This is a genomic window from Streptomyces minutiscleroticus (assembly GCF_014650875.1).
Taxonomy (GTDB): Bacteria; Actinomycetota; Actinomycetes; order Streptomycetales; family Streptomycetaceae; genus Streptomyces; species Streptomyces minutiscleroticus.
On record NZ_BMVU01000028.1, the window covers coordinates 72,285 to 91,550 of the forward strand.

The 19,266-nt window shown below is 75.2% G+C and carries 15 protein-coding genes and 2 pseudogenes; 10 read left to right on the top strand and 7 right to left on the bottom strand.

Features of this window, described 5'->3' with window-relative positions; all coding sequences use genetic code 11:
• Positions 1 to 203: 203 nt before the first annotated feature.
• From IE271_RS24715 to IE271_RS24725, 3 genes are all read right to left on the bottom strand, one after another.
• A complete protein-coding gene (locus tag IE271_RS24715) occupies positions 204 to 623 on the bottom strand; it encodes a DUF7144 family membrane protein (protein WP_190192622.1) in 420 nt (139 codons plus the stop codon).
• Positions 624 to 722: 99 nt separating this feature from the next.
• A complete protein-coding gene (locus IE271_RS24720; protein ID WP_190192623.1) occupies positions 723 to 1,142 on the bottom strand; it encodes an SHOCT domain-containing protein in 420 nt (139 codons plus the stop codon).
• Between the two features lie 156 nt (positions 1,143 to 1,298).
• Positions 1,299 to 1,979 (bottom strand): DUF308 domain-containing protein, encoded by a 681-nt coding sequence (locus IE271_RS24725; RefSeq protein ID WP_190192624.1) that lies wholly within the window; start codon positions 1,977 to 1,979, stop codon positions 1,299 to 1,301.
• Between the two features lie 424 nt (positions 1,980 to 2,403).
• On the opposite strand from IE271_RS24725, the gene IE271_RS24730 reads away from it, so the two are divergent.
• Both IE271_RS24730 and IE271_RS24735 read left to right on the top strand, forming a co-directional pair.
• Positions 2,404 to 3,099, top strand: a complete 696-nt coding sequence (locus IE271_RS24730; RefSeq protein ID WP_190192625.1) for a potassium channel family protein — start codon at positions 2,404 to 2,406, stop codon at positions 3,097 to 3,099.
• Entirely contained in the window at positions 3,096 to 4,505 is a 1,410-nt protein-coding gene (locus IE271_RS24735) for a DUF2252 domain-containing protein (RefSeq protein ID WP_190192626.1), read from the top strand. Before IE271_RS24730 ends, IE271_RS24735 begins: the two co-directional genes overlap by 4 nt.
• 163 nt (positions 4,506 to 4,668) lie before the next feature.
• Here the strand turns inward: IE271_RS24735 and IE271_RS24740 are convergent.
• Positions 4,669 to 4,863 (bottom strand): annotated as a pseudogene (locus IE271_RS24740) (DUF8691 family protein); the annotation flags it as partial.
• A gap of 206 nt (positions 4,864 to 5,069) precedes the next feature.
• Positions 5,070 to 7,778: a winged helix-turn-helix domain-containing protein gene (locus IE271_RS24745; RefSeq protein WP_229919548.1), complete on the bottom strand. Its 2,709-nt coding sequence runs from the start codon at positions 7,776 to 7,778 to the stop codon at positions 5,070 to 5,072.
• A gap of 643 nt (positions 7,779 to 8,421) precedes the next feature.
• On the opposite strand from IE271_RS24745, the gene htpG reads away from it, so the two are divergent.
• Positions 8,422 to 10,257, top strand: coding sequence for a molecular chaperone HtpG (gene htpG, locus IE271_RS24750; RefSeq protein ID WP_190192628.1), 1,836 nt, complete (start codon positions 8,422 to 8,424; stop codon positions 10,255 to 10,257).
• A 444-nt stretch (positions 10,258 to 10,701) separates the two neighbouring features.
• Here the strand turns inward: htpG and IE271_RS24755 are convergent, their stop codons facing one another.
• Complete coding sequence (locus IE271_RS24755; protein WP_373308825.1) at positions 10,702 to 11,286, bottom strand: MSMEG_1061 family FMN-dependent PPOX-type flavoprotein; 585 nt, start codon at positions 11,284 to 11,286, stop codon at positions 10,702 to 10,704.
• A gap of 254 nt (positions 11,287 to 11,540) precedes the next feature.
• Here IE271_RS24755 and IE271_RS24760 point away from each other — a divergent pair, with 254 nt between their 5' ends.
• The 6 genes from IE271_RS24760 (at position 11,541) to IE271_RS24785 (ending at position 17,108) form a co-directional block, all read left to right on the top strand.
• A complete protein-coding gene (locus tag IE271_RS24760; RefSeq protein WP_190192630.1) occupies positions 11,541 to 12,605 on the top strand; it encodes a FecCD family ABC transporter permease in 1,065 nt (354 codons plus the stop codon).
• Positions 12,602 to 13,681, top strand: coding sequence for a FecCD family ABC transporter permease (locus IE271_RS24765; protein ID WP_373308826.1), 1,080 nt, complete (start codon positions 12,602 to 12,604; stop codon positions 13,679 to 13,681). The genes IE271_RS24760 and IE271_RS24765 overlap by 4 nt, the downstream gene beginning before the upstream one ends.
• 64 nt (positions 13,682 to 13,745) lie before the next feature.
• On the top strand, positions 13,746 to 14,561 hold the full coding sequence (locus IE271_RS24770) for an ABC transporter ATP-binding protein (RefSeq protein WP_190192659.1): 816 nt from the start codon (positions 13,746 to 13,748) through the stop codon (positions 14,559 to 14,561).
• Positions 14,562 to 14,582: 21 nt separating this feature from the next.
• Positions 14,583 to 15,605: an iron-siderophore ABC transporter substrate-binding protein gene (locus IE271_RS24775; protein WP_190192631.1), complete on the top strand. Its 1,023-nt coding sequence runs from the start codon at positions 14,583 to 14,585 to the stop codon at positions 15,603 to 15,605.
• 198 nt (positions 15,606 to 15,803) lie between these two features.
• Positions 15,804 to 16,340 carry an NUDIX hydrolase family protein gene (locus IE271_RS24780; RefSeq protein WP_190192632.1) on the top strand — a complete coding sequence of 179 codons (537 nt, stop codon included), beginning with the start codon at positions 15,804 to 15,806 and terminating at the stop codon, positions 16,338 to 16,340.
• A 321-nt stretch (positions 16,341 to 16,661) separates the two neighbouring features.
• Positions 16,662 to 17,108, top strand: coding sequence for a cupin domain-containing protein (locus IE271_RS24785; protein WP_190192633.1), 447 nt, complete (start codon positions 16,662 to 16,664; stop codon positions 17,106 to 17,108).
• A 61-nt stretch (positions 17,109 to 17,169) separates the two neighbouring features.
• Here IE271_RS24785 and IE271_RS24790 read toward each other — a convergent pair.
• Positions 17,170 to 18,140: pseudogene (locus IE271_RS24790) on the bottom strand (SDR family NAD(P)-dependent oxidoreductase).
• Between the two features lie 125 nt (positions 18,141 to 18,265).
• Here IE271_RS24790 and IE271_RS24795 point away from each other — a divergent pair.
• Complete coding sequence (locus IE271_RS24795) at positions 18,266 to 19,216, top strand: AraC family transcriptional regulator (protein WP_190192634.1); 951 nt, start codon at positions 18,266 to 18,268, stop codon at positions 19,214 to 19,216.
• The last annotated feature ends 50 nt before the right edge of the window (positions 19,217 to 19,266 follow it).

Here is a 19,266-nt window from a genome sequence, read left to right on the forward strand (position 1 = left end):
GGACGCGCGTGCGCCACCCGCTCCCCGCGCGGCGCACGCGCGTTCCGACCGCCCTGGCTGTGCCGGCGCACCTCACGGTCCTTTCGCCCCTGGTTCCGCTCCCGTTCCGCCCTGTGCCGGCCCCGGGTGCCCTCCGGTCCCCGCCCGCGCGGGAGGCCCCGCCGGCCGTGCGGGCCGGCCCGGTGCCCCGCGCGGTCCACGGTCTACGACGCGGCGTACGAGTCGTCCCGCTTGACCACGCACAGGGCCCAGATGACGAACCCGGACAGCGCGATCATCACGACCGACCAGACCGGGTAGTACGGCAGGGAGAGGAAGTTGGCGATGATGATCAGTCCCGCGATGACCACGCCGCAGATCCGGGCCCACAGCGCGACCTGGAACAGGCCCAGGCTGACGACGACCGCGACCGCCCCGAGGATGATGTGGGTCCAGCCCCAGGCCGTCAGGTTGAACTTGAAGACATAGTCGGGTGTGGTGACGAAGACGTCCCTCGACAGGGCCGTGATGCCCCTGAAGATCTGGAGCACTCCGTCGATCGCCAGCATGACCGCTGCAAAGACCACGAGACCGCCGGCCCACTGCTGTGCCGTGCCTACACGGGAGTTGTGCGTCGTTGTCATCGTTCCGTCTCGATTCGTCCTGGAGGAAGGGTCGGCGACCGGGGCGGGGAGGGGGTGCGCCCCGCCGCCGCGCCGCCGGCACGGTGCGGTGCGGTGCGGTCAGTGCAGGATCTTCTCCTTCGCCCGGCGGAACTCCTCGTCCGAGATATCGCCCCTGGCGCGGATGTCGGACAGCTTGGCCAGCTCGTCGACCCCGCTCGCGGAGCGGGTGTCCGTCCCCGCCACCTCGCGGATGTGCGCGTCGAACGCCTCCTGCTGCCTGTGGAGGTGCGCCGCCTCGCGCCGCCCCATGTGGCGGCCGCGCGCGATGACGTAGACCAGGACGCCGAGGAAGGGCAGCACGATCAGGAGCACCAGCCAGGCCGCCTTGGCCCAGCCGCTGAGGGCGTCGTCGCGGAAGACGTCGACGACGATGCGGAAGAGCAGGACGAACCACAGCACCCACACGAAGAACCACAGCATCGTCCAAAAGGCGCTGAGCAGCGGATAGTCGTACGCGAGATGCACCTGCGCGGCCACTTCTGCCTCCTGTGTCCTGGGCGTGCGCCCCTCTGCCGGGCCGTGCCGATCTGCCGGTCCGTGCCGACTTCAGCGTGTGCGCCACCGGGCCCGGACACCTCACCCGAGGCGGGTGAGCGTCCGCGCCCGGCGCCCGCGGGGCCGCCGGGCGCGTGGTCAGACGGCCGGCCGCGCCGTCGGGGGCGGGGCGTGCGGCCGCCTGCCGCGCCCCTTGCGGAGCGCGGCCCGCAGGGCGAGCGCCACCACCAGTTCGGCCACCCCGAGCAGGACGAGCCAGAGCCCGAGCAGCCGGGTCAGGACGAGCGCGGAGCCCATCGGCACGGCGAGCACCACGATGCCCGCGACGACGCCGAGGAGGGCCGCGCCGAAGGCGAAGCCGCGGTGCGGCAGCCGCGGGTCGGCGAGGGCCGCGAAGGCGGTGACCATGCCGGACAGCAGCCACACCACCCCGACGACCAGGGTCAGCACGGTGACGGTCTGCAGCGGGTCGCGCAGGCACAGCACCCCGGCCAGGACGGCGGCCACGGCGAGCAGCAGCTGCGGGTACCGCTCGGCGCGGGCGTCCCGGGCGAACGCCCCGGCGAACTCCAGCGCGCCGGTCACCAGCAGGTACAGGCCGACGACCACCGCCAGGACGTGCAGCGTCCGGTCCGGCCAGGCCAGGACCAGGACGCCGGCCACCAGCGTCACCAGGGCCGACGTCAGCGCCCAGAACCAGGAGGGCCCGGGCACGGCCGGCACACCGGCGGGCGTCCCGGCGGGCGCGCCGACGGGCCCGCCCGCCCGGTCGGCGGCCGGTGGCCCGGGGCCCGGCACCGGGCGACGCACTGCGGTCATGGCTCCTCCTCGCGTGCCGTCGTACCGTCGTGCCGTCCTGACGTGCGGCGCCGCCCGTGTCCGCCGGCCGGCCGCGCGCCCGGGGACGGCGTCCCGTGCGGCCGCGGCCTCCGCGTCCGTCCGGCCGCGGCCTGCCGTACGGTCACGGGGTCCCGCACGGCCGCGGACTCCCCGTACGGCTGCGGGCCTCCGCCTTCCGCACGGCTGCGGGCTCCCGCCCGGCCGCGGACCGCCGGAACGGCTGCGGGCAGCTTCCTCCGCGCGGGCCGCCGCCCGGATCACCCCCGCCGGGTGAGCCGCCGCCCCCGCCGCCGGTACTGGGATGGCCCCGCGGCCGGGACGGGACGGGCGGCCCGGACGTCCGGGCACCGCGCCGGGCGGGCACGCGAGGGACCGGGATGGGGAGGGAGCGGCGGGCGGCGCGATGGACGAGTCTGCGGGCACGCGGAGGGACGGCCGTGACGCGAGCGACGCGAGCGGCCCGGGGACGCGCGACCCCCTGCTCCCCGACGCCGGGCCCGTCCCCCGCGCCGAGCGGCGGCTCGCCGTCGCCGCCGGCGCCCGCGCGGTGCTGATCACGGCCGGTCTCCTCACGGCGTACTACCTGCTGCCGCTGACCGGCCGCCTCACCGGCGGCACCGCGGCGCTCCTCGGCTGCGGGCTGGCCGCGGTCCTGCTGGTCTTCTCCTGGGAGCTGCGCGTCATCGCGCGCTCACCGCACCCGAGGCTGCGGGCCGTCGAGGCGCTGGCGGCCACGGTGTCGTTGTTCCTCGTGCTCTTCGCCGGTGCGTACCTGCTGCTGGACCGCTCCGCGCCCGGTGCCTTCAGTGAGCCGCTGACCAGGACGGACGCCCTGTACTTCGCGCTCTCCACGTTCACCACCGTGGGGTTCGGCGACATCGTCGCGCACGCGCGGGCGGCGCGGCTGGTGACGATGCTCCAGATGGTGGGAGGGCTGCTGCTGGTGGGCGTCGCCGCGCGCGTCCTGGCGGGCGCGGTCGAGACCGGGCTGCGCCGGCGCTCACGGCGGCCGCCCGGAGGAGCGGCCGCCTCACCTGCGCGAGGTGAGGCGGCGCCGCCGTCGCGGGGTGAGGATGGCGGGCAGGAGGTCCGGACATGACCGACGGCACCGCGTTCCCCGCCCTCCTGGAGCCCGGCGAGCGGGCGGCGTACGGCAGGAGGGCCCGGCAGCGCGTCTCGCGCTCGTACCACGGCTGGTTCGAGGCCGACGCCGCGCGTCCCGACCCCGTCGCGGTCCTGGAGCGGCAGTCCGCGCTGCGGCTGCCGGAGCTGGTGCCGCTCCGCTACGGCCGCATGCTGGAGTCGCCGTTCCGCTTCTACCGGGGCGCGGCGGCGCTCATGGCGGCGGACCTCGGCGCCGCCGCGCACACCGGTCTGACGGTCCAGCTGTGCGGGGACGCCCACCTGCTGAACTTCCGGCTCCTGGCCTCCCCGGAGCGCCGCCTGGTCTTCGACATCAACGACTTCGACGAGACCCTGGCCGGGCCCTTCGAGTGGGACGTCAAGCGCCTGGCCGCCAGCTTCGCGATCGCGGGCCGCGCCAACTCCTTCTCCCTCAAGGAGCAGAACGGTGTGGTGCGCGCGTGCGTACGGTCCTACCGGCGGCGCATGCGGAGCTTCGCCGGGATGCCCACGCTGGACGTCTGGTACGCCCAGGACGACGCCGACCGCGTCCGGGAGCTGCTCGTCCCGGCGCTCACCAGGGCGGCCGAGGCGCGCGCCGCACGGGCCGCGGCCAGGGCCCGTACGCGCACCCATCTGCAGGCCTTCGCCAAGCTCACCCGGGTGACGGCCGAGGGCCGGCGGATCGCCCCCGACCCGCCGCTGATCACACCGTTGCGCGAGCTGCTGCCGGACGCGGACGCGGCCGGGCAGGAGAAGGAGCTGCGGGCCCTGCTGGAGAACTACGCGCGCAGCCTGTCGTCCGAGCGCCGGCGCCTGCTGCGCCGCTACCGGCTGGTGGACGTGGCCCGCAAGGTGGTCGGGGTGGGCAGCGTCGGCACCCGGTGCTGGATCCTGCTGCTGCTGGGCCGGGACGACGGGGACCCGCTGCTGCTCCAGGCCAAGGAGGCCCAGGAGTCGGTGCTCACGCCCCACACGGGCGGCGCGCCGTGGGACAACCAGGGCTGCCGGGTGGTGTCCGGGCAGCGCCTGATCCAGACGACCAGCGACATCTTCCTGGGCTGGAACCGGGCCGTGGGCCTCGACGGGCGCACCCGCGACTTCTACGTGCGCCAGTTGCGCGACTGGAAGGGCATCGCCCGCCCCGACACCATGGACCCGCGCTTCATGGCCCTCTTCGGGCAGCTGTGCGGGGCCTCGCTGGCGCGGGCCCACGCCCGGTCGGGCGACCCGATCGCCCTGGCCGCCTACCTCGGCGGCAGCGACCGCTTCGACCGCGCCCTCGCCGAGTTCGCCCAGGCGTACGCCGACCGCAACGAGCGCGACTTCCGGGCCCTGGAGCGGGCCGCGCGGGAGGGCCGGATCACCGCGGCGACCGCGTGAGCGCATGTGCGCGCACCCGTACGGGACATGCGCGGGCACCCGGGGGGGGGACGAGGAGGGCCCGCCTCCCGTGTCCGCGCCCGGGCGCGTCGCGTCAGGACCCGGCCGCGTCGCCCCGGCCCCGTGTCTCGTGTGTCCCGGTCTCGTGTGTCTCGTCGCCCCGCTCCGGCATCCGGCGCATCTCCACGACGTGCAGTCCCAGCGACTGGCAGCGCGCCAGCAGGCCGTAGAGGTGCGCCTCGTCCACGACCGGGCCGAACAGCACGGTCTGGTGCGACATGACCACGTGGTCCAGCTCCGGGAAGGCTTCGGTCAGCATCCTCGACATGTGTCCCTCGATGCGGATCTCGTAGCGCATGAGCTGCTCTCCGAAGGGTCTCCGTGCGTGGGTCGGACCGTCCTCCGTCGCGCCCGGGCCGCCGGGAAGCGGAACCCGCGTCGCCGCTGCCCCCATCGCATCCGATCCGGCGGACCGGCACCTCACCCGGCGCGGGCGAGAGGGGCCGGCCGGGCGGTCCCGGCCGGGAGTCCGGCCGCCGGAGCACCCGCCCCGCGGCGCGCGCCTCACAGCAGGCGCAGTTCGCGGGCCCGGCGCACCGCGTCGCCGCGCCGGTTCACCGACAGCTTCCGGTAGACGCTCTTGAGGTGGGTCTTCACGGTGTTGACCGAGACGTAGAGGTCGGCGGCGATCTCCTCGGTCGACATCATCTGCGCCAGCCGCTCCAGGACGTCGCGCTCGCGTCCGCTCAGCCGCTCGACGACCACCGCCGGGTACGGGGACGGCTCGGCGGGCCGCCCGTGGGCGTCGGCGTCCGTCCGGGGGCTGAGCCAGTCCCAGGACGGATCGTGGCCGGGACCCGGACCGAGGAGGCGGCGCACCCACGGCCCCGCCTCCAGGAAGGGCCGCCGCAGGCGCTCGCGCCGGGCGTCGAGCAGCGCGCGGGCCAGCAGGCGGCGGGCGGCGGCGGTGTCGCCCCGCAGGTCGGCGGCGCGGGCCCGCACCAGCGTCGCCCGTACGGTGAGGGCCGGGCCGTGGTGCGCCCGCAGGGGCGCCGCGTCCAGCAGGCGCGACGCCTCCTCGTGCTCCCCCAGCTCCAGCCGCGCCCGGGCGGCGGCCACCGCGCGGGCCGGGCTCCGCTCCGCCGCGGCCTCCAGCGCCTTCGCGGCCGTCCCGGGGCGCCCCTCGGCCAGGTGCACGGCCGCGGTGACCAGGGCCGCGCAGTCCTCGGCCCACGGCGAGGGCACCGTGACACCGGTGGCCGGGACCGCCGCGTCCAGCGCGACGAGGGCGGCCCGGAGGTGGCCCCGCGCCAGCAGCAGCCGGGCCCTGACGACGGCCTGCGCGGCGGTCGTGACCGGGTCCGGCGCCCGGCCGCCGCACGCTCCCGCCGGCGCGCCGCGGCGGACCGTGCTCCGGTCCAGGTGCGCCTGGGCCACGTCCAGTTCGCTGCGGTCGGTGGCGACGGCGGCCAGGACCAGCCACGCGGTGCTCGCGTGCGGCGGCGGGGCGAGACTGAAGCGCTCCGCCTCCGCGAGCGCGGCCCGGGCCTGCCGCTCCGCCCGGTTCAGCCAGCCGTCGAGCAGGTCGGCCCAGGCCAGGTAGCCCAGGCACTCCTGGCGCAGCGGTGCCGTGGCCGCGGTCCCCGGGCAGCCCGCCGCCGCGGTCAGGGCCGTACGCGCCTCCTCGGCGTGCCCGGCCCACAGGCGGACCGCGCCGAGGTTGGTCAGCAGCAGGGCGGTGAACTCGGGATGGCCGTCCAGCTGTTCGTCGGGCACGCTCCGCCGCAGCTCGCGCGCCGTGCGCACGGCCCGTTCTGCGGCGGCCGGCGCACCGGTCATCCGGGCCGCCAGCACCCGCAGCAGCACATGGCTCAGGCGTGCCGGCACGGACTCCCGCTCCTCCCCGCCCGGTTCCTCCTCGGCGCGGCGCAGCCGGGCCAGGCCGCCGTCCACGTCGCCCCGGGACAGTGCGAGGGCGGCCCGGACGAGGTGCGCGCAGCGGCCCGGCGTCCCGGGCGGCATCCCGGAGAACAGCCGGGCCAGGCCGTCCGAGCGCAGGCCGGTGAAGAGCTGCCCGATCGCGAGGCCGTCGACGAGGGCGCGGGCGGTGAACTCCCAGTCCCCGGCGGCCGCTCCGTGCTCCAGCGCCTCGGCGAGCGACCCGGAGCGGCTCAGCCAGTGCGCGGCCCGCCGGTGCAGTTCGCCCTCCAGGCCGGGGAACCGCACCCGCAGGTGCGCCCGGAGGATCTCGGCGAACAGGGGGTGCAGGCGGTAGCAGGAGTGGCCGAGGTGCGCGACGAAGGCGTTGTCGCGGTGGAGTTCGCCGAGGAGGGTCTCGGCGTCGTCGCGGCCGGTGAGCGCGTTCACCAGCTCGGGGCGGAAGCGGGTGAGCACACTGCTGCGCAGCAGCAGGTCCTGCGTCTCGGCCGGCCGGCTCTTGAGCACCTCGGCCAGCAGGAAGTCGGCGACCGTGCTCTGCCCCGCCTCGAACTCCTTGAGGTAGGCCTCCGGGTCGGGGCTCTGCTGCGCGGCCAGGGCGCACAGGCGCAGGCCCGCCGCCCAGCCCTGCGTCCGCTCCACCAGGGCGCGCACACCGGGTGCGGCGAGGTGCAGGCCGTGGGCGGCGAGCAGGGCGGCGGCCTCGTCGTCGGCGAAGGCGAGTTCGGCACCGCGGATCTCCGTGATGTCCCCGGCCGCCCGGTAGCGGTGCAGCGGGAGCAGCGGTTCCGTGCGGGTGACCAGGACCAGGCGCAGACCGGGCCCGGCGTGCTGGAGCACGAACTGCACCTGGTCGGCGATCTCCCCGGAGCGCACCCGCTCGAACTCGTCGAGCACGAGGGTCACCGGCCGGTCCCGCTCGCTGAGGTGCTCGGCGAGCCGGACCAGCAGGGTGTGGTCCACCCGCCCGGCGTCCGCCGGGCCCCCGATGCCGGGCGGCAGCCCGGTCCCGCCGAAGCGCAGGGCCTGCAGGACGTACGCCCAGAAGACGCCCGGGGTGCGGTCCGTGCCCTCGGCGGTGAGCCAGGCCACCGGCCCGCGCAGGGTGGTGGCCCAGTCGGCGACGAGCAGCGTCTTGCCGGCGCCCGCGGGTCCGTCGACCAGCGTCAGCGAGGTGCTGAGCGCCTGGTTGAGGTGGCCGACGAGGCGCCGGCGGCGCAGGAAGGTGGCCGGGCGCGCGGGCACGACGAACCGGGTGTGCAGGAAGGGGTCCCCGGCCGGGTCCACGCCGGGGGCCGACCGCTCGCGTCCGTCGTCGCCAAGGGTGTCGGTCACAGTGTTCACCGCCACGGTCCGCTCGGGCCTCGCCACCGCTGTCCGCCGGAGCCGAAGACGCGGCTCCCCCTGAGCTCCCCTCGCTCGGGGTTCAGTCTCGGCACTCCCGCGGGAGCCGCCAAGGGGCCGACGGGCCAGAGGGGGCCCGTCCGGCGGCGGTCCCCGGGCCGTCCGGCCCCCTCGCGCGCGTGCCCGCGCCGTGTGCCACGGGCACGCCGCCCCGGCAAGGGCGCCGTACCTCGGACGTCCTCCGGCGCGGGCGGTCCGCGCCGCGCGGGACGTCGTGCGGCCGGCGCAGCCGGGGCGGTCCCCGCCGTCCCGCCGCCGCGCGGCGCATCGGCGTAGGGAAAATCCCCCGCCGGATGCGGGAGGAGCGTCGGGACCGTCGCCGCTCACGCCCGGAACGGCGTCCTCCGGGGAGGGTCCGCGGCACCGTGCCGCCCGCCGGCGCACCGCTTCCCCACCCGCCCGCGGGGGACACGCTTGTGCCGGCGATCTGCGATGTGTCAAGTTTCCGTCTGGCGTACGGGAACGGGGACACTCTCCGGTGCCCCTCCCTCCCGGGGAGTCCGGGGCGCCACGAACCGGTAGGACGATGCCCCCGGCCGCGGCCGGTGCCGACGGCGGGGGTGGAAGGGATGCCATGAGCACCGAAACGCTGGAGTTTCAGGCCGAGGCCCGGCAGCTCCTGCAGTTGATGGTCCACTCGATCTACTCGAACAAGGACATCTTCCTGCGTGAACTGATCTCCAACGCCTCCGACGCCCTCGACAAGCGGCGCCTGGCCGGCCTCACCGACGCCGCGCTGAAGACGGACGACCCGCACATCGAGCTCGTGGCCGACCAGGAGGCCCGCACGCTGACCGTGCGGGACAACGGCATCGGGATGACGCGCGAGGAGGTCGTGGGGCTCATCGGCACCATCGCCCGCTCCGGCACGGCCGAACTGCTGCGCCGCCTGAAGGAGACCAAGGAGTCGGCCGAGCTGATCGGCCAGTTCGGCGTCGGCTTCTACTCCACCTTCATGGTGGCCGACAAGGTCACCCTGGTGACCCGCAAGGCCGGCGAGGACACGGGCACCCGCTGGGAGTCGGCGGGCGAGGGCACGTACACGGTCGAGGACGTCGCCGACGCGCCCGTCGGCACGGCGGTCACCGTCCACCTGCGGCCGGTGAACGAGGAGGACGGCCTCCACGACTACACCGACTCCTGGAAGATCCGCGAGCTGGTCAAGAAGTACTCGGACTTCATCTCCTTCCCCATCCGGATGGGCGAGGAGACCCTGAACTCGATGAAGGCGCTGTGGGCGCGCCCCCGCTCCGAGGTGAAGGACGAGGAGTACCACGAGTTCTACCGGCACACGAGCCACGACTGGGCCGAGCCGCTGGAGATCGTCCAGATGCGCGCGGAGGGCACCTTCGAGTACGAGGCGCTGCTCTTCATCCCCTCGCGCGCCCCGCACGACCTGTTCCAGCGCGACGGGCGGCGCGGCATCCAGCTGTACGTCAAGCGCGTGTTCATCCTGGAGGACAGCCGCGAGCTGATCCCCGACTACCTGCGCTTCATGCGGGGCGTCGTGGACGCCGCCGACCTGTCGCTGAACATCTCCCGCGAGATCCTCCAGCAGGACCGGCACATCCAGATGATCCGCCGCCGGCTGGCCAAGAAGGTCCTGTCCACCGTCAAGACCATGATGACGAAGGACCAGGAGAAGTACCGCACCTTCTGGCGGGAGTTCGGCCGCGCGGTCAAGGAGGGCCTGCTCGGCGAGGCCGAGGAGCAGAAGGCGATCCTGGACATCGCGTCGTTCGCCTCCACCGCCTCCGAGGAGCCCACCACGCTGGCCGGGTACGTGGGCCGGATGAAGGAGGGCCAGGAGGAGATCTACTACATGACCGGCGAGAGCCGGGCGCAGGTGGAGAACTCCCCGCACCTGGAGGCGTTCAAGGCCAAGGGGTACGAGGTCCTGCTGCTGACCGACCCCGTGGACGAGATGTGGGTCGAGACGGTCCCGGACTTCGAGGGCAAGAAGTTCCAGTCGGTCGCGCGCGGCGAGGTCGACCTGTCGGCCGACGGGGACGAGAAGGTCTCCGAGGAGCGGGCCGGTTCGTACGCGGCGCTGCTGACCTGGCTCGGCGAGCAGTTGGAGGAGGTCAAGGAGGTGCGTCTGTCGACCCGGCTGACCTCCTCGCCGGCCTGCCTGGTCGGCGACGCCGGGGACCTGACGCCGACCCTGGAGAAGATGTACCGGGCGATGGGCCAGGAACTGCCCCCCGTCCAGCGCATCCTGGAGCTGAACCCCGAGCACCCGCTGGTCGGCGGCCTGCGCGCGGCCCACGAGCAGCGCGCCGACGACCCGGCGCTGAAGGAGACGGCCGAGCTGCTGTACGGCACGGCCCTGCTCGCGGAGGGCGGCGACCTCGCCGACCCGGCCCGCTTCGCGAAGCTGCTGGCGGACCGGCTGGCGAAGACGCTGTGACGGCGGGGACCGCGTGACGGCGGGGACCGCGTGACGGCGGGGACCGCGTGACGGCGGGGACCGCGTGACGGCGGGGACCGCGTGACGGCGGGGACCGCCGCACCCCTGTGGCGCGGCGGTCCCCGGCCCTGTCCGCCTCCGGGCTCCCCTCGTCCCGTGCGCCCGGGCCTCAAGGCGCCCCGCGCCCGGGGCGCCGTCCGGCGCGGGGCCCGGTCCAGGAGGCCCGCCGCCGTCAGGGCCGGCAGGTGGGGCGTGACGGTCGCCGGTGTCCCGGTACGCCGCCGCGGTGTGCCGGGGTCCGCGGGCGAACGGGTGGTAGCGGACGGACTCCCCGATGCCGTCGTCGATGCCGTGGAGGGGCCGCCGGTCGGGGAAGGCCTCCCGGAAGCGGTCGAAGCGCACGCGCGGGTGCGGTGGCCGCCGGGCGGGCTCCGCAGGACGTCGTCAGCCGCGCCCGCGGCCGTCCTGTCCGGGCCACGACTGCGGGTCCCAGAGGGCCGAGCGGCGCAGGGACGCGGGGCAGTGGAGGTAGATCTCGTCGATCTCCAGCAGGAGGGCGAGCTGGGGGCGCCTGCCGTCCGGGGCGGTCATCGCGTCGAAGAACGGGGCGTCCGTCAGGATGCGGGCGCGGCCGTTGACGCGCAGGACCTCCTTGCCTCCCGGGATCAGGTAGAGCAGGCCCGCGTGCGGGTTCTCCAGGATGTTGTGGAAGCTGTCCGCCCGCCGGTTGCCGGGCCGGTCCGGCAGCGCGATGGTGCCGTCGTCGACGACGTGCGTGAAGCCGGGGCCGTCGCCGCGCGGCGAGACGTCGCAGTTGCCGAGGGCGTCGGAGGTGGCCAGCAGGCAGAAGGGCGAGCGGGCCAGGATGTCCCGGTCGTCGTCGGTCAGCTCGGCGTGCACCTTGTCGATGACGATGCGGTACGGCTCCCCCATCAGCTCGCGCAGCCGGCCGTGCGAGCGAAGCTCCACGTAGCCGTCGGCGGGGGCGGTGGCCGGCCGGTCCGCGGTCGCGTCGATGGTGTCAGGCAAGCCGGCTCCCGGGGTCGAGGCGTCCGGCGCGCCGGACGGAGGTGTGACGGGCGGAGGGCGACCGGGCTGCTCCGCGCCGCACACCGCTGATTGCATGTAGCACCTTATCTGATGTTAGGTTCGCCTTACCTAAGCAACCGGATGCGTCCGCTCCGGCGATGTCGGCCGCCCTCGCGCACCCACCCAAGGAACCAGCACATGCGCCCTGTCCCCCGTCCCCGGCCGGCCCGCGCCCCCCGGCGCGCCGGACGCCCGTGAGCACCGCCGTCGCCGCCCCCGGGCCGGCCGGGCGGGAGCGGGCGCAGACCGGGCGGCGCCACGGCGCCAAGGCCCTCACCACCGGCCTCTTCCTGCTGGCGGTGGCACTGCTGGCCGCCGTCGCGCTCAGCCTGGCCGTCGGCTCGGGCGACGTGCCGCTGCGCGACGTCGTCCACGGCGTGTTCGACCCGGACCGCTCCGTGCGCGGCCAGCTCGTCGTCCAGGAGGTGCGGATCCCGCGCACGCTGGCCGGCCTGCTGGCCGGCGCGGCCCTCGGACTGGCCGGCACCGTGATGCAGGGCGTCACCCGCAACCCGCTCGCCGACCCCGGCCTGCTCGGCATCAACGCGGGCGCGGCCGTCACCGTCGTCTTCGCCATGAGCGTGCTGTCCCTGACCGAGCCCGAGCAGTACATCTGGTTCGGCTTCCTCGGCGCCTGCCTGGCGGCCGGACTCGTCTACGGGGTGGCGAGCCTGGGGCGCGAGGGCGCCACGCCCGTCAAGCTCGCCCTCGCCGGAGCCGCCGCCACCGCGCTGCTGATCTCGCTGACGGACACCATGCTCCTCACCGACGGCAGGACCTACGACCAGTACCGGTTCTGGCAGGTCGGCGCCCTGGACGGCCGCGACCTCGACGTCCTCCTCCAGGCGCTGCCCTTCATCGTCGCGGGCGGCGTCCTGGCCCTGTGCATGGGGCCGCGGCTCAACGGCCTGGCCCTCGGCGACGACCTGGCCCGCGGCCTCGGCCAGCGGGTCTCCGTCGCCCGGCTCCTGGGAGCCGGCGGCGTCGTCCTGCTGTGCGGGGCGGCGACCGCGATCGCCGGGCCCATCGGCTTCGTCGGCCTCGCGGTGCCGCACGCGGTGCGGATGTTCACCGGACCCGACTACCGCTGGATCCTGCCCTACAGCGCGGTCCTCGCACCGACGTTCCTGCTGGCCGCCGACGTCCTCGGCCGCGTCGTGGCCCCGCCCGGCGAGGTCCAGGTGGGCGTCGTCACCGCCGCGGTGGGCTGCGTGCCGTTCATCCTGCTGGTCCGTCGGCGCGGGCAGGTGGAACTGTGACCGGCACCGGGACCACCACCGTGGAGGCCGCCGTCGCGGGCACCGCGCCCCGGGACGCCGTCGCGCGCGTCGAGCGGCTGCACCGCGGCCGGCGGATCCGCTTCGCCGCGGTCTGCCTGGGCCTGGCGCTCGTCGCGCTGGCCGCGCTGCTGCTGTCCCTCGCGGTCGGCGACATCGACGTACCGCTGCCCGACGTGTGGGCCGTCCTCACCGGCGGCGGCGACCCGGGGAGCCGGTTCGTCGTCCACGAACTGCGGCTGCCCCGCGCCCTGCTGGCCCTCGTCGTCGGCTGCTGCTTCGGCCTGTCGGGAGCCGTCTTCCAGGCCCTGCTGCGCAACCCCCTGGCCAGCCCCGACGTCATCGGCGTCACCTCCGGGGCCGGCGCCGCCGCCGTCCTGTCCTCGATGGCGTTCGGCCTCAGCGGCCTCGCCCTGTCCGGCGGCGCCCTGGTGGGCGCGCTCGCCGCGGGCACCCTCATCTACCTGCTGGCGTGGCGGGGCGGGGTCGGCCGGTTCGTGCTCATCGGCATCGGTGTCGGCACCGGACTGGTCAGCCTGCGCTCCTACCTGATGACCCGGGCCGAGGTCACCGAGGCGCAGAACGCGTTCCTGTGGCTGACCGGCAGCCTCAACGGCCGCTCCTGGACCCAGCTGTGGCCCCTGCTCGGCTGCGTCGCCGTCCTGCTGCCGCTCACCCTGGCGGCCTCCCGCGGCCTCGGCGCGCTCCAGCTCGGCGACGAGGCGGCCGCCGGGCTCGGCGCCCGGGTCGAGCGCAGCCGCCTCGCCCTGCTGGCCTGCGCCACCGCCCTGGTGGGGGTGGGGACGGCGGCCGCGGGTCCCATCGGCTTCGTCGCCTTCGTCTGCCCGCCCGTCGCCCGGCGGCTGCTGCCCGGGCACGGCGCCGCCCTGGTGCCCTCCGCCCTGACCGGCGCGGCGCTGGTCTGCCTGGCCGACTTCGTCGCCCAGCACCTCCTGCCGCACACCCAGCTCCCCGTGGGCGTGGTCACGAGCATCGTCGGAGCGCCGTACCTGCTGTGGCTGCTCGCCCGCGCCAACCGTGTGGGCCGGGGCGGCTGACGTGCCCCGCACCCCTTCCACCACCACCCCGGCCGCGCAGGCCGGGTCCGACAAGGAGACGACGGTGACGTCCCAGCACACCCTCCAGGCCCGCGGCCTCGGCCTCGGCTACGGGGAGCGCGAGATCATCTCCGGCCTGGACGTCGAGCTGCCGCCGGGCCGCTTCACCGTCGTCGTCGGCCCCAACGCCTGCGGCAAGTCGACGCTGCTGCGCGCCATGGCGCGGCTGCTGACCCCGACGGCGGGCACGGTCCTGCTCGACGGCCGCGACATCCACCACACGTCCACCAAGGAGGTCGCCGCCCGTCTCGGCGTGCTGCCGCAGACGCCCGTGGCGCCCGACGGCATCACCGTCGCCGACCTCGTCGGCCGCGGCCGCTACCCGCACCAGGGCTGGTTCCGCAGGTGGACCGCGGCCGACAGCGAGGCCGTCGGCGCGGCGATGCTCGCCACCGACGTCCTCGACCTCGCCGGCCGGTCCGTCGACGAGCTCTCCGGCGGGCAGCGCCAGCGCGTGTGGATCGCCATGGCCCTCGCGCAGGAGACCGACGTCCTGCTCCTGGACGAGCCCACCACCTACCTCGACATCAGCCACCAGCTGGACGTCCTCGACCTGCTGACCGACCTCAACCGGAAGCGCGGCGTCACCCTCGCCGTGGTCCTGCACGACCTCAACCTGGCCTGCCGCTACGCCGACCACCTGATCGCCATGAAGGCCGGCCGCGTCGTCGCCGAGGGCGCACCGTCCGACGTCGTGACCGAGTCCCTGGTCCACGACGTGTTCGGGCTGCGCAACACCGTCGTCCCCGACCCCGCGTCCGGCACCCCGATGGTGGTGCCGCTCGGCCGGCACCACGTCACCAGCCCCGCCCCGCAGTAAGCGCACACGGAAAGAGTTCCCATGTCCTCGCACCTCCCCGGCAGACGCCGCCTCGCCTCCCGCCTGCTCACCGGCCTGTTCGCCCTCACCCTCGCGGGCGCCGCGGCCGGCTGCGGCTCCTCCGACGACGACAGCGCGCCGGCCTCCTCCTCCAAGAGCACGGCGTCGTCCGGGGCGTTCCCGGCGAAGGTCGCCACGAAGTTCGGCACCGTGACCGTGGACGAGCGGCCCGAGCGCGTGGTCGCGCTCGGCTGGGGCGACGCCGAGACCGCGCTGGCCCTCGGCGTGCAGCCGGTGGGCCAGAGCGACTGGCTCGCCTTCGGCGGCGACGGCGTCGGCCCCTGGGCCGAGGGCAGGTACGACAGGAGCCCCGAGAAGATCGGCACGCTGGAGCCCGAGTACGAGAAGATCGCGGCGCTCAGGCCGGACCTGATCCTCGACGTCAAGTCCAGCGGCGACCAGAACCGCTACGACACCCTCAGCAAGATCGCCCCGACCATCGGCGTGCCGAAGGGCGGCGACCAGTACAAGACCGGCTGGAAGAAGCAGACCACCATGGTCGCCCAGGCCCTCGGCCTGGCCGACGAGGGCGACGAGCTCATCGCCGAGACCGAGAAGGAGTTCGGGGCCGCGGCCGAGGAGCACCCGGAGTTCAAGGACAGGACGATCACGCTCGGGTCGCGCACCTCCGTCGGCTGGGGCGCCTACGTGCACGGCACGGACCGGGTGGACTTCGTCGAGCGGCTCGGCTTCGAGAACAACCCGAAGGTCGAGGCGGAGGCCGGCGAGGGCTTCTCCGTGACGGTCTCGGAGGAGAACCTGCAGATGCTCGACGCGGACCTGGTGGTGATGGCGCCGATCGGCATCGCGGCCTCGAAGATCAGCGACGACGCGCTGTACAAGGCGGTGCCGGCCGTGAAGGACGGACACGACGTCGTCTTCGACGACTCCGACATCAGCCAGGCGTTCGCCACCAACTCCGTGCTGTCCATCGGCTACGCGCTCGACAAGGTCGTCCCGCTGTTCGCCGACGCCCTGAAGTAACCGGCCGTACCGCCACCGGTCGGGGGCGGACGCCGTCGCCGCGGCGTCCGGCCCCGACCGGCGAACAAGCCGCACACCGTAACCAAACGGACATTCCCGCTCGACGGTTCCCGCCGGGCGGGTCCGTGCGCAGCCTCACGCCGGTTCCTTCGGCGGTGTCTGCTGGCCGTTCCCCATGCCGGAAAGTACGATCACCCAATGTCTGACACGACCGATACCGCACCCGGCTGGCTGGCCCCCGAGGAACTCGAGATGGCCCGCGCCCGTATGCCGATCCTGTACGTCGAAGCAGTGCCCGTGCGGGTGGACGACACCGGCGAAGTGACACAGGTCGGACTGCTGCTGCGCATCGGGCCGGACGGCACGGTCAGCCGCACCCTCGTCTCCGGCCGGGTGCTGCACCACGAGCGGGTCCGCGACGCCCTGCTGCGGCACCTGGAGAAGGACCTCGGACCGGTGGCGCTCCCCCGGGTCCCCGCCTCCCTGCAGCCCTTCACCGTCGCGGAGTACTTCCCGACGCAGGGGATCACACCGTTCCACGACCCGCGCCAGCACGCGGTGTCCCTCGCCTACATCGTCCCGGTGACCGGCGACTGCCGGCCCCGCCAGGACGCGCTGGACCTCGTCTGGTTCAGCCCGCAGGAGGCGGCGTCGGCCGTCGTCCAGAACGACATGCCGGGAGGCCAGGGCGTCCTGCTCAAGCAGGCCCTCGCGCACGTCGGCTGCCTGCCCTGAAGGGGCCGGGCCGCCGGCCCGGCGAGAGCCGGCGGCTCCGCCGGCCGCACACGCCGCGCGGCCCCGCGCCGCGCCGACGGGCGGTCGCCGCGACGGGCGGCGGCCGCCCGTCCGCACGCCGCGGTCCGGCACCGAAGCCCCTGGAATCCTCAACTCCGTTAGTGAGAAAGGGAGTTGGGGAGCGATCCACCCTCTCCTGACCATCGGCACGGCCCACCTCGCCGACCTACGGTACGCACTGTCCCCTCGGCACGGCCCGCCTCCCGGGCCGCCACCGGGGACGCGCGACCCACTGTTCACACGCGAGAGAGGGACGACTCCATGCGCACTGCCACCCGTGCGGGCCTCGCCGCCGCCGTGACCGCCGCCGTGACCGTCGGCCTGTCGACGGCCGCGGGCGCGGCCCACGCCACCCCGAGCGGTCCCGGCGTCACCGGCAGAGTCATCGCCCACACCACGCACGGCGGCACCGACTACATACTCCGCGAGATCACCGTTCCGCCCGGCGAGGGCACCGGCTGGCACTACCACGACGGCCCCCTGTACGGGTACGTCGCGCGGGGCACGCTCAGCCACTTCGACACCACGTGCGCCTCCGACGGCGTCCACCCGGCCGGCAGCACCCTGGAGGAGCCGTCCGGGGCCGGCCACGTGCACATCGGCCGCAACCTGGGGGCGGACCCCGTGGTGCTGAAGGTCCTCTACGTCCTCCCGCACGGCGCACCGCTGTCGCGGGACGCCCCGAACCCGGGGTGCGACTTCGAGTGACACCGGGCCGCCCCGAGACCGGTGTCACCGGGAGCGCGTCGTACGGCACGCCGTCGGCCCGTCAGCCGCCGTGGCCCTTGCGCACCGCCGCGTCCGCGAGGTCCCACAGGCGGTCCGCTGCCTCCGGGTCGAGGGCGTGGGCGGCGACACCGCCCGGCCGGTCCGCGCCGGGCCGGACGACCGGGGCTTCCTGGTTGTCCTCGAAGTAGCGGCCGGTCACGCCGTCCAGCAGCGGCGACGCCGCCAGGAGCGCGGAGGCCGCGGCCCCCTGCGGGGCGCTCTTGCAATACGGCTGCCGGACGATGTCGCCGTTGTCGTCGATCGCCCCCATCGCCCGCAGGGTGTCGTCGTCGAGGTGCCGCTGGAGGTTGGTGGTGATCCAGCCCGGGTTGAGGGCGTTGGCGGTGACGCCGTCCGCCGCCCAGCGGCGGGCGGCGCCCACGGCGAACAGCACGTCGGCGGTCTTGGACCGGGCGTAGGCCGCCCAGCGGTCGTACGGGCGCCGCTCGAAGTGCGGGTCGTCGAAGTCGAAGGGGGCGTCGCGGTGGGCGCCCGAGCTGACGACGACGAGGCGGGCGGACCCGGCGGCGCGCAGCGCGCCGTGCAGCGCCGAGGCCAGGGCGAAGTGGCCGAGGTGGTTGACGGCCAGGTGCATCTCCCAGCCCTCGGCGCTGGTCCGGCGGCTGGGCAGGGCCATGACCCCGGCGTTGGCGACGAGGATGTCGAGGGGGTGCTCCCAGGCGCGGGCGAAGGCCGCGACGGAGGCCAGGTCGGACAGGTCCAGGGCGCGTACGTCCACCGAGCCTGCGCCCGCGGCGGCGGCCAGGTCGCGCACGACGGGTGCGGCGGCGCGCGGGTGGCGACGGTGACGTCCGCGCCGGCCGACGCCAGCGCCCGGACCGTCTCGGTCCCGATGCCGGAGGCGCCGCCGGTCACCACGGCGCGGCGCCCGGTGAGGTCCGCCCCGGCGACGACCTCGGCGGCCGTGGCGTGGGAGCGGAAGGGTGTGGTGGTACGGGTGTGCTCGGACACGGTGGGTCCTTCTCCTGCTCACGCTGTGATCGGTACGTCCACGACGCTACCGAGCGCTTTCCGTAGTCTGAATAACACAAGCTCCGAGAAACTTTCGCCATCGTCCAGACACGGAGAGAGGCGCCATGGACCGGACCGATCCGCTGGAGGACGTGCTCGCCCTGCTCGACACCAGGGGCCACCTCTCCACGAGCCTCGTGGCGGGCGGCGCGTGGGCGCTGCGGTTCGACCCTCCGGTGGACGTGAAGTTCAACGCCGTCCGGCGCGGACGGTGTCTTCTGGAGGTCGAGGGCGCGGGGCCGCCGCTCGCGCTGGGCACCGGCGACTGCTTCCTGCTCACCCGGGCCCGGCCCTTCGTCCTGCGCAGCGCACCGGAGGACGCCTCGGGGGACGCACCGGCGGCCGCGCCGGAGCCGGTGGCCGCCGGTCCGGTCTTCGCCGCGGCCCCGGACGGTGTCGCCCGCGTCGGGGACGGCGACGACGTGCTGCTGATCGGCGGCCGGTTCTCCTTCGGCGACCGGGCACGGGCGCTGCTGCTCGACGCGCTGCCCCCGGTGATCCACGTGCCCGCGGGCACCCGCCACGCGGAGACCGTGGGATGGGCCCTGGCGGAGATCGGCCGGGAGCTGCAGCACCGGCCCGCGGCCTCGACGCTCGTGGCCGAGCACCTGGCCGTGGTCATGCTGGTCCACGTGCTGCGCCTGCACCTCGCGGACGGGACGAACGGCGCCGCGGGCTGGCTGGTCGGGCTCGCCGACCCCGTGGCGGCCCCGGCCCTGGCCGCCCTGCACGGCCGCCCGGCGCACCCGTGGACCGTGGCGGAGCTGGCCGCGGTCAGCGGTGTGTCGCGGTCCACGCTCGCCGCGCGCTTCCGGCGGACGGTGGGTCAGGCGCCGCTGGACTGCCTCACACGGGGGCGCATCGAGCTGGCCTCGCGGCGGCTGCGGCAGGGCTCCGACACCGTCGCCGCCGTCGCCCGCGCCGTGGGCTACGGCTCGGAGAGCGCCCTCAGCACCGCCTTCAAGCGGGTCACCGGGAACTCGCCCCGCGCCCACCGCGACCGGAGGCGGACCTGACGGGCCCGGGGGAAGTCCGGCGGGCCCGAGGAGAGCCCGGCGGGCCGGGC

Coding starts and splice junctions, on each gene's coding strand:
- IE271_RS24715 (WP_190192622.1), bottom strand. CDS start 623: ATGACAACGACGCACAACTCCCGTGTAGGCACGGCACAGCAGTGGGCC.
- IE271_RS24785 (WP_190192633.1), top strand. CDS start 16,662: ATGCGCACTGCCACCCGTGCGGGCCTCGCCGCCGCCGTGACCGCCGCC.
- IE271_RS24735 (WP_190192626.1), top strand. CDS start 3,096: ATGACCGACGGCACCGCGTTCCCCGCCCTCCTGGAGCCCGGCGAGCGG.
- htpG (WP_190192628.1), top strand. CDS start 8,422: ATGAGCACCGAAACGCTGGAGTTTCAGGCCGAGGCCCGGCAGCTCCTG.
- IE271_RS24775 (WP_190192631.1), top strand. CDS start 14,583: ATGTCCTCGCACCTCCCCGGCAGACGCCGCCTCGCCTCCCGCCTGCTC.
- IE271_RS24725 (WP_190192624.1), bottom strand. CDS start 1,979: ATGACCGCAGTGCGTCGCCCGGTGCCGGGCCCCGGGCCACCGGCCGCC.
- IE271_RS24795 (WP_190192634.1), top strand. CDS start 18,266: ATGGACCGGACCGATCCGCTGGAGGACGTGCTCGCCCTGCTCGACACC.
- IE271_RS24730 (WP_190192625.1), top strand. CDS start 2,404: ATGGACGAGTCTGCGGGCACGCGGAGGGACGGCCGTGACGCGAGCGAC.
- IE271_RS24780 (WP_190192632.1), top strand. CDS start 15,804: ATGTCTGACACGACCGATACCGCACCCGGCTGGCTGGCCCCCGAGGAA.